Below are 13,266 nucleotides of genomic sequence, written 5' to 3'. Positions count from 1 at the left end.
GTCCAGAATGGTCCTTTTGCCGCACCGCATCAACCGCGGTGCGGCCTTCGGTGCCCGCGGGTCACTTCCGGTGGGCTCGCAGGGCGGCGAGGGCCCGGTCGGCGTGCGTGTTCATCCGCAGTTCGCTGCGGACGACCTCGAGGACCGTCCGGTCCTGCGCGATCACGAAGGTGACCCGCTTGGTCGGTGCCAGGGAGAAGCCCCGCTTCACGCCGAACCGCTCACGGACCGCGCCGTCGGCGTCGGACAGCAGCGGTATGCCGAGGTTGTGCTGTCCGGCGAACTCCTGCTGGCGCTCGACGGCGTCCCCGCTGACACCGACGGGGCGCGCGCCGACCGCGGCGAACTCGGCGGCGAGGTCGCGGAAGTGACAGGCCTCCGCGGTGCAGCCCGCCGTCAGGGCAGCCGGGTAGAAGAACAGCACGACCGGCCCTTCGGCGAGGAGCTCGGACAGACTGCGGCCGGTGCCGGTCTCGTCGGGCAGCGAGAAGTCCTCGACCGTGTCGCCGACCTCCACCCGCCCGCTCATGACCGTCCCTGCGCGTTCGCGGCGGCGGCGTTCCGGGCGACGCTGCGGGCCCACAGCACGAGCGGCACCTGCAACGGCAGCCGTCCGACGGCCGCGGCCTTCAGCGGTGTGGGCCGGTGCCGCCAGTCCACGGCCATCTTGACGTTGGCGGGGAACACGCCGACGAAGAAGGCGGCGGCGGTCAGCGCGGTGACCTTCCGGGTGCGCGGCAGCGCCAGGCCCGCGGCGAGCGCCAGTTCGACGGCGCCGCTGGCGTACGTCCACGCCCTGGGCGAGCCCGGCAGGGACCGGGGAACGGTCTGGTCGAACTGACGTGGCGAGGCGAAGTGGGCGACACCCGCGGTGGCCAAAAGGCCGGCGAGCAGCAGGGGCGAGCGTTCGGACCGGGACACGGTTCCTCCTCTGGTGACCTGCCGCGCGATATTACTGGACGGTAGTTGCGTGGGTGACCACCGCGTCGCCGCCGAGCGGGGTACGGCGGGTCAGGCGGTACCCGCGGGGGCGGCGGCCTGTTCGGCTCCGTCCTCCGCGTGGGAGAGGAAGTCGTCGACCATGCGGTGGAAGAGCGTGGCGAGCTGCCGCAGCTCCTCCGGCGACCAGTCGGCCAGGGCCAGCATCATGCCGCGCGAGCCGGCGTCACGGACCCGGTCGACGGCCTGCTGCCCGGAGTCGGTGAGCTGCACGCGCTGGGCGCGGCGGTCCTCGGGGTCGGGGACACGGGTGACGTAACCGGACTTCTGCAGCTGCTGCACGGTACGGGTGACGTGGGACGCCTCCACTCCCAGCCGGTTGGCCAGCTCCCCCGGGCGCAGCGGCTCGGAGTCGGCGATCTGCCGCAGCAGCGCCACGGCGGCGCGGTCGAGCGGCACACCTGCCAGGGCCATCAGCCGGTCGTGCTGCCGGGCACGCGTGCTCAGATAGGTGATCCGGGTCAGGGCGCGTTCGATCTCGACGACTTCGGGGGACGCGGGAACATCGGGCAGCGGTGACGTGGACATGCGACCCACTTTACCATCTTGTTGCGTAACTCAAGTAAAGTACTCCGTGCGTGTAAGCCATGTACTACGCAGCGAGGCAGGCACACCGGGCGAGCGGTCCTCCCACCTGCCCCGCAGCCCCCTGCCTCCGGCAAGGGCACATACATCCCGGGCCACACCCCGCGCCGCAGGCGTTGCGAATTCCCGCTCGCCACGCTGGTCGCCGACGCGGTCCCGATGACGCCGGACGCCTCCGGCCGGCGGGTGCGCCGCCCTGCCGTCGTCACCCGCCGGATGTGACAGGCGCCGTCCACATGCCGAGGACCGCGTCCGCGAGGCCCGCCGCCGCGTCGCGCCAGGTGCGGTGCGCCGTGGGGGTGTCACCCGCCAGCGCGCGTTCGCGCTCGGCGGGCATGTGGACGATCAGGTGACGGACCAGCTCACCGCGTTCGGCGCGGACCTCGGGGGGCAGTTCGGGCAGGCAGCGGTCGAGCCCGTCGATGATCCGCCGCAGCGACGGGGAGGTGAGCGACTCCTCCGTCATGATGCGGTGGAGCGCCGGGTCGGTCATCACCTGGGCGCAGAAACGGGCGTACCAGGTGGGGCCGCCGAGGGCGGCGAGATGTTCGGGGACGGGACGGACCAGGCAGTCCACCCAGTCGCGTACGTCCGTGGAGTCGCCGACACCGGCCACCAGCCGGGCGCGGATCTCCTCGATCCGGGTCGCGTGCTTGCGGACGATCGCGCGGACCAGGTCGGCCTTGGTGCCGAAGTGGTAGCCGACGGCCGCGTTGTTGCCCTGTCCCGCCGCCTCGCTCACCTGGCGGTTGGACACCGCGTACACGCCGCGCTCCGCGAACAGCCGCTCCGCCGCGGTCAGGATCAGTTCCCGGGTCGCACTCGCCTGCTCCGCCCGCACCGCCCTGCCGGTCAATCCCACCACCGCACCGGGACTGCACACACCTGTGTGCCGGCCGGTCCCATGCGGCCCCGCACCCGTCCGTGCGGGCGGCCCGGGGCCCTGACCTCGCTCGGTGGCACGTGCCCTCCTCGGAACCGGTGATCGCCGCACGGCCGGGCAGGCCGAGGCACTAATGTAAGTCAAGCATCTGACTTAACTCCGGTCGAGTTCAGTCTCCCGTCGCGAGTTCGGCCTGTCACCACCACACCCGGAGGCCCCTTCATGTCCGACACCCTTGCCCGACCCGGCGACGCCGGGAGCGGCTCCCCGCCACGGCCGAATGCCGTGGTGGCGGTGCTGGCCTTCGCCGGAATCGTCGTCGCGCTGATGCAGACCCTGGTCATCCCGATCGTGCCCGAGCTGCCCAAGCTGCTCGACGCCCCGGCCTCCGACACCGCCTGGGCGGTGACGGCGACCCTGCTGGCCGGCGCGGTCGCGACCCCCGTCGTGGGCCGCCTCGGCGACATGTTCGGCAAGCGCCGCATGCTGCTGGTCAGCGTCGTCCTGCTGGTCACCGGCTCCGTGGTGTGCGCCCTCAGCGACGCCCTGGTTCCCATGGTCGTCGGCCGGGCTCTGCAGGGCATGGCATCCGGTGTCATCCCGCTGGGCATCAGCATCATGCGCGACGAACTGCCCGCGGAACGGCTGGCCGGCGCCACCGCGCTGATGAGTGCCTCCCTCGGTGTCGGCGGGGCCCTCGGTCTGCCCACCGCCGCGCTGATCGCCGACCACTTCGACTGGCACATGCTGTTCTGGAGCTCGGCGGCGATGGGCGTGATCGCCTTCGTCCTGGTCCTGCTGATCGTGCCCGAGTCGCCGGTCCGCAGCGGGGGCCGCTTCGACGTGGTCGGCGCCGTCGGCATGGCGACCGGGCTGGTGTGCCTGCTGCTGGCCGTCTCCAAGGGCGCGGACTGGGGCTGGACCAGCGGCACCACCCTCGGACTGTTCGCCGCGGCCGTGCTCGTGCTCGTCGTCTGGGGTGTCTTCGAGCTGCGCACCAGCCAGCCACTGGTCGACCTGCGCACCACCGCCCGCCGCCAGGTGCTGGTCACGAACCTCGCCTCGATCGCGATCGGCTTCTCGATGTTCGCGATGTCCCTGGTCCTGCCGCAGCTGCTGCAACTGCCCGCGCAGACCGGCTACGGTCTGGGCAGGTCGCTGCTGACCGCCGGCCTCGTCATGGCGCCGTCCGGCCTGGTCATGATGGCCACCGCCCCGATCTCCGCGGCCGTCTCCAAGGCCAGGGGTCCCAAGGTCACACTGATGATCGGCGCGCTGATCGTCGCCGCCGGCTACGGGATCAACATCGTGCTGATGTCCGAGGTGTGGCATCTGGTCGTGGTCTCCTGTGTGATCGGCGCCGGCATCGGCTTCACCTACGGCTCGATGCCCGCCCTGATCATGGGCGCCGTACCGGCGAGCGAGACGGCCGCCGCGAACAGCCTCAACACCCTGATGCGCTCCATCGGCACCTCGGTGGCCAGCGCGATCGCCGGCGTCATCCTGTCGCAGATGACCGTCGACTTCGGCGGCTTCGCCCTGCCCTCGGAGAACGGCTTCAAGACGGTGATGGCCCTCGGCGCCGGGGCGGCTCTGCTCGCCTGCGGCGTGGCCTCGTTCATCCCGCGTCAGCGCACCGCCGTGACAGCCGCGGCCGCGCCCACGGGCGCGGAGGCGACCGCCGACGCGCCCTCGGCTCACTGAGCCCGTGACCCGGTGGCCGCGGGACCGGAACCCGGTCCCGCGGCCACCGGGTCACCGTCGTCGGGCGGGACTCCCGCGAGTCCACGATCACCGTCACCGACGACGGCACCCGGGCCGCCCCCGGGTCGCGCGCGCCCGGCGGGCGCTTCGGTCCGATCGGCATGCGTGAGCGCGCCCGGTCCGTGGGCGGCGCCGTGCGGGCGGGACACCGTCCCGAGGGCGGCTGCGAGGTCACCACTCGGCTTCCCCTGTACTCCGACACCTCGGTGCCCCAAGAACGGACGCCATGACCATCCGCGTGCTGCTCGCCGACGACCAAGCTGGGTGCCCGCGATCGGGCCCAACTGGTCGTCGTGGCTTACCAGTCGGCGCTGGTGCGGGCCCCGCGGCCGGCCACGCGCGACGGAGCCGTCAGCCCTCGGACAGCTTGTCCAGCCACTGCTGCAGAAGGGCCGACTCCACCGCGGTGAAGGCCGGCGGCGGCACGGCCCGCAGACGGGCCGCGAGGGTGGCGGCCGCGACGGGGATGCCGTCCTGTTCCCGGGGTTCGGCGGGGCGGGTCAGCGCGTCGATCACGGCGTCGCGCAACCGGGCGGAGAAGCCCGGGTCGGGGTACTGCTCCGGTCTGGTGAGCAGGGACAGCGCCGCCCCGACGTTCGCGGACATGATCATCCGGGTGGCGAGGGCGGGCGGGACGGTCAGGCGTCCCGCGGCCGCGCAGCGTTCGAGGATGCCGTGCAGCAGGGCGTGCGCCTCCTGGGCCGCGGCGGGCGGCGCGGTCAGTTCGGGCGAGTACATCAGCCGGTAGTGATTGGGGTGTTCCAGCGCGAAGCGTGTGTGGTTGTCCCAGCCGTTCTTCAGGTCCTGGACGGGGTCGTCGCCGGGGCGGGCGGTCCGCTTGGACACGAGGTACTGCTCGAACCCCCGGTCGACGACCGCGGCCAGCAGTCCCGCCTTGTCGCCGAAGAGCCGGTACAGCATCGGCGCTCCGACCCCGGCCGCCTCGCACACGGCACGGGTGGAGACGTCGGCGACCGGCGCCTCCGCCAGCAGTCCGGCGGCCGCTTCCAAGATCTTCTCCCGCGCATCCATGCGTCCACCGTACGCCATTCGTAGCACTGATACGAAATGGGGATACCGACGATACGCTCTCGTGTTATCGTCAGTACGAACTCAACGTAGCGCCGCTAACAAAGGATGCAGTCATGACCACTCAGCCCCCGGCAGAGCAGCGCGTCGCGATCGTGACCGGTGGATCGCGCGGCATCGGACGCCAGGTCGCCCAGCGGCTCGCCGCCGACGGATTCGCCGTCGTCGTCGGATACGCGGGCAACCAGGACGCGGCAGAGGACGTCGTGCGCACCATCGAGGCCGCCGGCGGCAGCGCCGTCGCCGCCCGCGCGGACGTCGCCGACGAGACCGAGGTCGCCGCCGTGTTCGACCTGGCGGAGGCCACCTACGGCGGTGTCGACGCGGTCGTGCACGCGGCCGGCCGGATGCCGCTGTCCCCGGTCGCAGACCTCGACCTCGGCGAACTCGACTCCCTGTACCGCACCAACATCCGCGGCACCTTCGTGGTCGACCAGCAGGCCGCCCGCCGAGCGCGTCCGGGCGGAGCCCTCGTCAACTTCTCCACCTCGGTCCTCGGTCTCGCCTTCCCCGGCTACGGCGCCTACGCCGCGAGCAAGGGCGCGGTCGAGGCGCTGACCCTGATCCTCGCCCGGGAGATGCGCGGACGCGACGTGACCGTCAACGCCGTCGCCCCCGGCCCCACGGCCACCGAGCTGTTCCTCGACGGCAAGGACGAGGAGACCGTCGCCCGCCTGGCCGCCCAGCCCCCGCTGGAGCGCCTGGGGACGCCCGAGGACATCGCCTCCGTCGTGTCCTTCCTCGTCAGTCCGGCCGGCCACTGGGTCAACGGGCAGGTACTGCGGGCCAACGGCGGCATCGTCTGACGCGGCGCGACCCTCTTGTTGACGCCGTTCAGGCGAAATGAGCCGCAACGGGGCGTGCCGCCGGGCAGGGCCGTCGAGAACTGAGCCGTGCCCCTCCCGCCGATCGCCCCCATGCTCGCCACGCCCGGCTCCCTGCCGCCCGCCGCCGAGGACGCCCGCTGGGCCTACGAGACCAAGCAGGACGGCCAGCGGGCGGTGGTCTATCTGCCCGGGGACGGCACCGTGACACTGCGCGCCCGGTCCGGGGAGGACATCACCGCCGCGTACCCCGAACTGCTCGCGCTGGGAGGCGCTCTGGGCGCCACACCCGCCGTGCTCGACGGGGAGATCCTCGCCCTGGACCGACAGGGCCGCGCCGACTTCCAGTTGCTCCAGTCCCGGATGGGCCTCGCGCACTCCCCCGGCAGAGCCGCGCGGCGGGCGGCGGAGGTCCCCGCCCACCTGGTGCTGTTCGACGTGCTCCACCTCGGGCGGCGCTCCCTCCTCCCGCTGCGCTACGCGCGACGACGCGGCCAGTTGGAGGAACTGGGCCTGGCGGGGCCTTTCTGGTCCACGCCCGCCGCACTCGTCGGGCACGGCGAACAGGCGCTGCGGGCCACCCGCGAACACGGTCTGGAGGGCCTGGTCTGCAAGCGGCTGGACTCGGTGTACGAGCCGGGCGTGCGCTCACGGGCCTGGATCAAGATCCGCAACATGCGCAGCGAGGACGTCGTCGTCGGCGGCTGGCTACCGGGCAGGGGGCGGCTGACCGGGCTGCCGGGCGCCGTACTGGTCGGCCAGCGCGCCGCCGGGGTCCTGCGGTACGTCGGCAGTGTGGGCACCGGCTGGAGCCATGCCGAACGCACCCGGCTCGCCGAACTGCTGCGGGACGCCGCGACGGACGCCTGCCCCTTCGACCCCGTCCCGCCGGCCGCCGACGCGCACTGGGTCGTGCCCCGGCTGGTGGGCGAGGTCCGCTACAGCACCCGTACCAGGGCCGGGCTGCTGCGCCAGCCGTCCTGGCTACGGCTGCGCACGGACCTCACACCCGAGGAGTCGGCCGCCGAACTCCCGGACGACAGCGTCTGACCCGGCAGCGGGAACCAACAGTTGGGCTGCCCTTCATATCCGGGACGCACGGGACCCTTGGCGCCGAAGTGAAAAGCGGGGAAGCTGAACTCCCTTGCCCCCCACAGCCGTTGGGCTGCGCCCCAAAGGAGCACGCCGTGTCGTCGTCGAAGACGTCCTCAACGCACCGCAAAAGATGGCTCACCGGACTGACCGGAGCCGTCGCGCTCGTCATCGCCTTCCCCACCGCCGCCTTCGCGGCACCGCCCACGGCCCTGCCCGCCAACGCCGAGGCCGGCGAGAACACCTACCAGCCCGCCTACGACTACGACACGGACGGCTGCTACCCCACTCCGGCGATCGGCCCCGACGGCACCGTCAACGGCGGCCTCAACCCGACCGGCGCCCTCAACGGCAGCTGCCACGACGCCTCGGACCTCGACAACACCAACGGCTATTCGCGCTACAAGTGCAACAACGGCTGGTGCGCCTACATGTACGGGCTGTACTTCGAGAAGGACCAGGCCGTGGCGGGCAGCAGCCTGGGCGGACACCGCAACGACTGGGAACACGTCGTGGTGTGGGTGCAGAACGACCAGGTCCAGTACGTGTCGACCTCCAACCACGGCTCGTTCAGCGTGCACGCGGCCTCCACAGTCCGCTTCGAGGGCACGCACCCGAAGATCGTGTACCACAAGGACGGCATCAGCACGCACTGCTTCCGGCTGGCGAACACCAACGACGAGCCGCCGGAGAACCACAAGCACACCTGGCAGTATCCGTCGCTGGTCGGCTGGAACGGCTACCCGGCGGGCCTGCGCGACAAGCTGAGCGCCTACAACTTCGGCAGCGCCAACTTCGGCCTGAAGGACGCCAACTTCGCCTCCCACCTCGCGTCCGCCAAGCCCTCCGGCATCACGTTCGACCCCAACGCCTGAGACCGGCGCGCATGGACCGGGCCCCGGGGCGTACGACCCGGGGCCCGTGCGGGCTCCGCCCCGGGCCCGATCCCGGCACGCCGCGCCCCGCGTAGCGTCCGGGCCATGGACACAGCGACACCGGCGGACAGCTCGAAGAAGCCCTGGAACGGCTGCACTCGGCGGGTCCGGAGCGCCTCGGACGCCTCACCAACCACGCGCCCATGGTGGTCGAGGCACTCGCCGCCCGCGGCCACGCCGACGCGGTACACGGGTGGCTCGACCGGTACCGCACCAGACTCGAGGAGTTCCCCGCCGCCGTGGCCGACGTCACGGCCGACAACTGGCGGGAGGCACTGGGCGATCCGCGCCGCGTGGCGGCCCTCGCACACGGCGACGAGCACGTCATCAAGCTCACCGACACGGCCCTGGACGTCGGTGACGACCGGGCACTCGCCGCCGCGCTGCGCTCGGTCGAGCTGAGCACCCCCCTGGCCTGAGAGCGGTCGTCCAGGCGCGGGAGAAGGGGCGAACACCGCCGTAGCAGTGACCGGGACCACCCGCCCCGAAGTCGGCGTAACGGCACGGAGGCACCGCCCCGACGGTCTATCGTGTCCGCATGTCCGTGCCCGAACTGATCCGTATCGTCTCCCGCGACTCGCCCATGGCGCTCGCCCAAGTGGAGCGTGTCCGCGCCGAGTTGGCCGTCCAGCATCCCGGTGTACGCACCGAGGTGGTGCCGGTGAAGACGACCGGGGACAAGTGGCTGGGCGATCTGTCCCTGGTCGAGGGCAAGGGCGCGTTCACCAAGGAGGTGGACGCGGCGCTGCTGGCCGGGGAGGCCGATCTCGCGGTCCACTGCGTCAAGGACGTGCCGGCCGACCGGCCCCTCCCGGCGGGTACGACGTTCGCGGCGTTCCTCCGGCGGGACGACATCCGCGACGCCCTGATCCATCCCGACGGGCTCACCCTGGACGAGCTGCCGGCCGGAACCCGGGTGGGCACCTCCTCGGTGCGCCGGGTCGCCCAGCTGGCGGCCGGCCACCCGCGGCTGCAGTGCGTGCCCTTCCGCGGCAACGCCAACCGGCGGCTGGAGAAGCTGGCGGCCGGAGAGGCGGACGCCCTGCTGCTCGCGGTCTCCGGCCTGGAGCGCATCGACCGGCGGGACGTGATCAGCGAGATCCTCTCCCCCGAGACGATGATGCCGCCGATCGGCGCGGGCATCCTCGCCCTCCAGTGCCGCGAGGGCGACCGCGACCTCATCGACACCGTCAGCGCGCTCGGCGACCCCGACACCCACCGGGAGGCGACCGCGGAACGCATGTTCCTGCACGTCCTTCAGGGGCACTGCAACAGCCCGATCGCCGGGTTCGCGCGGGTGGACCGCGCCGGGGAGCTGTCCCTGCGGGCCTGCGTCTTCACCCCGGACGGCAAGACCCGGCTGAACGCCCACGAGTGGGCGGGGCGGCTGGACCCGGCCACGCTGGGCACCTCGGTCGCCGTGGCCCTGCTGCGTCAGGGCGCCCGAGAGATCATCGACGGCATCCCGCACTGAGACACCGGCCCCGGCCGGGGCGGACCGTCAGGCGGTGCCCTCCTCCGCCTGGTCCCGCAGGAAGTTGCTCACCTGGTGCGCGAGGCTGTCCCGCCCCGCTCCGGAGTGGGCGCGGCCCTCGTCGAGGCCGATGCCGCCGGCCCACAGCCGGCGGTCGGTCCACTCCTCGTCGACACGCAGCTGGATCTGGACGTCGACCTGGCTCAGGGACGCCTCCGGGCCGGCCGCGTACAGCACGGCGGTGGCGCGGCGCAGCGGGTGGACGTCGAAGCCCTCGATGAACTGCGTGTTGCGCCAGTCGATGAACGCGCTCTCGCCGTCGGGCCCGACCCGTACGTCGATCTGACCGTCCTCCAGGTGGATGCCGAAGTGCCGGCTGCCGCGGTTCTCGACGGTCACCCGAAGACTGAAATAGGTGAGTCCCTCGGCGGCGTCGTCCCGTCCACGCGGGGGATCGCCCGCTTCCAGACGGTGGACGCGGACACGCAAACCGGCATGTTCGTCGTACTCCTGCCAGTCCCCGACCACGTTCGGCTCGTACACAGTGCACCTCTTCGACCTCAGAGAGCTGCTTCCTATCTGTGGGCTCAGCGCACTGTCAAATGAGCAGAATGCGCTGTGGCCAGCGAATTCATCCACGTGATCGGTGATCAAGCCGTGCGCAGGAAGAATCCGCCGACCGGCCCGACAACGGTGTCCGCGAGCGTGCCGCACATCACGTTCCGGAACATGATCAGCGGGCCAGCCGTCCCAGCAGCGAGGAGGCCGCCGTGATGCCGAGCGCGGCGGCCACGACGAGGACGCCGAAGTCGGCCGCGAGGTGGGCGTGCGTGCCGACCAGAAGGCCGCGCAGGGCGTCGACCTGATAGCTCAGCGGGTTGAACCTGCTCACCGCCTGGAGCCAGCCCCGCATGATCGACACCGGGGACAAGGCTTTGGAGCCGAAGAACAGCGGCATGGTGATCGCCTGGCCGAAGCCCATCAGGCGGTCGGGGCTGAGCACGATGCCGGCGATGGTCATCGACAGACACGAGAAGAAGGCCGACCCGAGGATCACCACCGCCCCCACGCCGAGCAGCTTCAGCGGGTTCCAGGTCAGCGCCACGCCGAGCACCGCGGCGATGACGATCACGACGACGGCCTGGATCAGCGACTTCACCCCGGCCGCGAACGCCTTGCCGGTGATCAGGGCCGACCGCGGAGTCGGCGGAGCGCCCGGCGCGCCGGGGAATTCTCCGGGCGGAATTCCGGCACAGCACATTCGGTGGGAGTACTGCCGTAAATGATTTACCGACCCCGCCCGGCGACGTTTCCGCATCGCGCGGTCGCGTTGAGTCACCGTATTTCCGACTTTGTTTCGGCGGCGCGGACCCGGGGAATCCGCATTTCAGTGCTTCGGACAGGAGGCACGTTCCGTGGGAGTCGGCTCTCGGTCCCCGGTGTGTAGGTCCGGTCCGGGTTGCGCCTCCCGCGGTGTCTGTCCATTCAGCACCTCGTCGAGGAGGTGCGCGCCATGCGCATCACCACCAGAACGAAGCAGCATCCGCACGACGACGCCCCCGACACCACCGAGGCCTTCGTCCGGCTCGCGGCACTGCCCGAGGGCCCGGAACGCAAGGCGCTCCGGGACGAGCTGATCCGGTTGTGGCTGCCGATGGCGGAACGGATCGCGATGCGTTTCCGGGGACGCGGCGAGACCGTCGAGGACCTGTACCAGGTGGCCGCGTTGGGCCTGGTCAAGGCCGTCGACCACTACGACCCGGAGCGCGGAAGCCGTTTCGAGGCGTACGCCGTGCCCACCGTCACCGGGGAGATCAAGCGGCACTTCCGCGATCACCTGTGGACCCTGCACGTGCCGCGGCGGGTCCAGGACCTGCGCAACCGGGTGCGCCAGGCCATGAAGGAGCTCGCCCAGACCACCCCCGGCCGCGGCCCGACCCTTGCCGAGATCGCCGTGTTCGCGGAGCTGAGCGAGGACGAGGTGCGCACCGGCATGGAGGCCCTGGAGTGCTTCTCCACCTTGTCGCTGGAGGCCGAGATGCCCGGCACCGACGGGTACGCGCTGGCGGACGCGATCGGCCGGCCCGACCCCGGCTACGACGTCGTGGTCGACCGGGTGGCCGTCAGGCCCTGTCTGGACGCGCTGCCGGAGCGCGAGCGCACGATTCTCTACCTGCGCTTCTACAAGGGGATGACGCAGAGCGGGATCGCGGAACAGCTCGGCATCTCACAGATGCACGTCTCCCGACTGCTCAGCGGCTGCTTCGACCGGCTTCGCGAAGAGGTCCTGACCGACAACCGCTGACGCCCGGGGGCACCCTCAGTCCCTCGGTGCCCCCGGAATCTGCGTGGGGCTGTAGCGGTCGACGGCGTCTTCCAGTTCGGCGCGGATCTCCGGAGGCATTTCTCCGGCCCGCCCCCAGACGAGAATCAGATCCGCGACATTGCGGAGTTTGATGTTCGTGTGCTGAGAGACGTCCTTCAGCACCTGCCACCCCTGCTCGGGGGTCACCCTGCCGAGCGCCACGACCATGCCGATCGCCTGGTCCACGACGGCGTGTGAGGCGACGGCCTCCTTCAGCTGCTGCACTTCCTCCTGCAGCCGGCAGATCTGGTCCGTCTCCTCGGCGGGTTCGCGAGATGTCGATGCCACATGTCCATTTTGTCACTCGGCCCGGCCCGTGCCACCGGTCGCGAGCCGGTCGTGTCACCGTTTCGACGCAGCCGCCGGGGTACTCGGCAGGCGGACCAGGAGGTTCCGGCCGGACACTGGGGGTGAAACCCGGGACCCGGGCCGACGAGACCAGGACGCGACTGCCATGAAGCACGACTCGAGACTCTCCGGCGCGACGGACGTCTTCTCCAGCCACTCCATCTTCGGCGCGCCCTGCTGGGTGAGCCTGACCAGCCGGGACGTCGGAGCCACGGAGGAGTTCTACACGGCGGTGCTGGGCTGGCGGTGGCGGACCGCCCAGCTGGGCGACCGGTTCCGGGTCGCGCTGGCGGAGGGCACACCCGTCGCCGGGATCGCCGCGGTGGCCTCCATGTGGCAGATGGCGGTGGCGTGGACGCCGTACTTCGCCGTGCCGGACGCGGACCAGGTCGTGGCGCGAGTGCAGGAACGCGGTGGTACGGCCGCGGTCGGCCCGATCTCCTTCCCGCCCGGACGGGCGGCGCTGCTGGCCGACCGGGACGGCGCGACCTTCGGCGTCTGGGAGGGCGCACTCGTCGCCAACTGGGAGAAGTGGCGCCACGCGCAGCCCGCCTTCATCAGGCTCCACACCCGCGACGCCTTCGACGCCGCCATCTTCTACGGCGAGGTCCTCGACTGGGCGTCGGACCGCGACGGCTGCTGCGAGGTCGAGTACGCGGGCGGCGAGGTGGTGCTGCGCAGCGGTGGTGACGTGGTGGCGCGCATCATGTCCGGGGCGCTGGGCTCGGCTCCCGACCCCGCCATCCGGCCGCACTGGCAGGTCCACTTCGCGGTCTCGGACGTGACGGCCTGCACCCGGGCCGCGGAGCAGCACGGCGGCAGTGTCCTGTCCAAGGACGGTGACGAGGCCGTGCTGCGGGATCCCGACGGCGCCCAGTTCACGGTGACCTCACGCACCGAGCGCTGAA

General features: G+C 71.6%; 15 protein-coding genes and 1 pseudogene. 8 read left to right on the top strand and 8 right to left on the bottom strand.

Going from position 1 to position 13,266, the window contains the following annotated elements; genetic code table 11:
* Positions 1 to 61: 61 nt before the first annotated feature.
* The 4 genes from OG985_RS41265 to OG985_RS41250 all read right to left on the bottom strand — a co-directional run bounded on the left by OG985_RS41265 (position 62) and on the right by OG985_RS41250 (position 2,440).
* Positions 62 to 529, bottom strand: coding sequence for a peroxiredoxin (locus OG985_RS41265; protein ID WP_371673514.1), 468 nt, complete (start codon positions 527 to 529; stop codon positions 62 to 64).
* Complete coding sequence (locus tag OG985_RS41260) at positions 526 to 921, bottom strand: DoxX family protein (RefSeq protein WP_371673512.1); 396 nt, start codon at positions 919 to 921, stop codon at positions 526 to 528. Before OG985_RS41260 ends, OG985_RS41265 begins: the two co-directional genes overlap by 4 nt.
* A gap of 90 nt (positions 922 to 1,011) precedes the next feature.
* The gene (locus OG985_RS41255) at positions 1,012 to 1,527 is read right to left on the bottom strand and encodes a MarR family winged helix-turn-helix transcriptional regulator (protein ID WP_371673511.1); all 516 of its coding nucleotides are present in this window, start codon (positions 1,525 to 1,527) and stop codon (positions 1,012 to 1,014) included.
* Positions 1,528 to 1,789: 262 nt separating this feature from the next.
* The gene (locus OG985_RS41250; RefSeq protein ID WP_371673510.1) at positions 1,790 to 2,440 is read right to left on the bottom strand and encodes a TetR/AcrR family transcriptional regulator; all 651 of its coding nucleotides are present in this window, start codon (positions 2,438 to 2,440) and stop codon (positions 1,790 to 1,792) included.
* Positions 2,441 to 2,689: 249 nt separating this feature from the next.
* Here OG985_RS41250 and OG985_RS41245 point away from each other — a divergent pair, with 249 nt between their 5' ends.
* Complete coding sequence (locus OG985_RS41245; protein ID WP_371673509.1) at positions 2,690 to 4,171, top strand: MFS transporter; 1,482 nt, start codon at positions 2,690 to 2,692, stop codon at positions 4,169 to 4,171.
* A 411-nt stretch (positions 4,172 to 4,582) separates the two neighbouring features.
* Here OG985_RS41245 and OG985_RS41240 read toward each other — a convergent pair whose 3' ends face one another.
* Complete coding sequence (locus OG985_RS41240) at positions 4,583 to 5,263, bottom strand: TetR/AcrR family transcriptional regulator (RefSeq protein WP_371673508.1); 681 nt, start codon at positions 5,261 to 5,263, stop codon at positions 4,583 to 4,585.
* A gap of 113 nt (positions 5,264 to 5,376) precedes the next feature.
* On the opposite strand from OG985_RS41240, the gene OG985_RS41235 reads away from it, so the two are divergent.
* The 5 genes from OG985_RS41235 to hemC all read left to right on the top strand — a co-directional run bounded on the left by OG985_RS41235 (position 5,377) and on the right by hemC (position 9,645).
* Positions 5,377 to 6,126 (top strand): SDR family oxidoreductase, encoded by a 750-nt coding sequence (locus tag OG985_RS41235; RefSeq protein WP_371673507.1) that lies wholly within the window; start codon positions 5,377 to 5,379, stop codon positions 6,124 to 6,126.
* A gap of 87 nt (positions 6,127 to 6,213) precedes the next feature.
* Positions 6,214 to 7,194 carry an ATP-dependent DNA ligase gene (locus OG985_RS41230; RefSeq protein WP_371673506.1) on the top strand — a complete coding sequence of 327 codons (981 nt, stop codon included), beginning with the start codon at positions 6,214 to 6,216 and terminating at the stop codon, positions 7,192 to 7,194.
* Between the two features lie 137 nt (positions 7,195 to 7,331).
* Positions 7,332 to 8,111, top strand: a complete 780-nt coding sequence (locus OG985_RS41225; protein ID WP_371673505.1) for an NPP1 family protein — start codon at positions 7,332 to 7,334, stop codon at positions 8,109 to 8,111.
* Positions 8,112 to 8,314: 203 nt separating this feature from the next.
* Positions 8,315 to 8,590 (top strand): hypothetical protein, encoded by a 276-nt coding sequence (locus OG985_RS41220; RefSeq protein WP_371673504.1) that lies wholly within the window; start codon positions 8,315 to 8,317, stop codon positions 8,588 to 8,590.
* A 119-nt stretch (positions 8,591 to 8,709) separates the two neighbouring features.
* A complete protein-coding gene (gene hemC, locus OG985_RS41215) occupies positions 8,710 to 9,645 on the top strand; it encodes a hydroxymethylbilane synthase (RefSeq protein WP_371673503.1) in 936 nt (311 codons plus the stop codon).
* A gap of 27 nt (positions 9,646 to 9,672) precedes the next feature.
* Here the strand turns inward: hemC and OG985_RS41210 are convergent, their stop codons facing one another.
* Together OG985_RS41210 and OG985_RS41205 are read right to left on the bottom strand one after the other, a co-directional pair.
* Positions 9,673 to 10,188, bottom strand: coding sequence for a hypothetical protein (locus OG985_RS41210; RefSeq protein ID WP_371673502.1), 516 nt, complete (start codon positions 10,186 to 10,188; stop codon positions 9,673 to 9,675).
* A gap of 190 nt (positions 10,189 to 10,378) precedes the next feature.
* A pseudogene (locus OG985_RS41205) lies at positions 10,379 to 10,852 on the bottom strand (ABC transporter permease); the annotation flags it as partial.
* Between the two features lie 306 nt (positions 10,853 to 11,158).
* On the opposite strand from OG985_RS41205, the gene OG985_RS41200 reads away from it, so the two are divergent.
* Entirely contained in the window at positions 11,159 to 11,950 is a 792-nt protein-coding gene (locus tag OG985_RS41200) for a SigB/SigF/SigG family RNA polymerase sigma factor (RefSeq protein WP_371673501.1), read from the top strand.
* 15 nt (positions 11,951 to 11,965) lie between these two features.
* Here the strand turns inward: OG985_RS41200 and OG985_RS41195 are convergent, their stop codons facing one another.
* Positions 11,966 to 12,298, bottom strand: a complete 333-nt coding sequence (locus tag OG985_RS41195) for an ANTAR domain-containing protein (RefSeq protein ID WP_371673500.1) — start codon at positions 12,296 to 12,298, stop codon at positions 11,966 to 11,968.
* A gap of 166 nt (positions 12,299 to 12,464) precedes the next feature.
* Here OG985_RS41195 and OG985_RS41190 point away from each other — a divergent pair, with 166 nt between their 5' ends.
* Positions 12,465 to 13,265, top strand: coding sequence for a VOC family protein (locus tag OG985_RS41190; RefSeq protein WP_371673499.1), 801 nt, complete (start codon positions 12,465 to 12,467; stop codon positions 13,263 to 13,265).
* Position 13,266 lies beyond the last annotated feature (1 nt).

Source organism: Streptomyces sp. NBC_00289 (assembly GCF_041435115.1).
Classification (GTDB): Bacteria; Actinomycetota; Actinomycetes; order Streptomycetales; family Streptomycetaceae; genus Streptomyces.
Note: the sequence above shows the minus strand (reverse complement) of the source record. Positions and strands in the feature narration are given on the sequence as shown.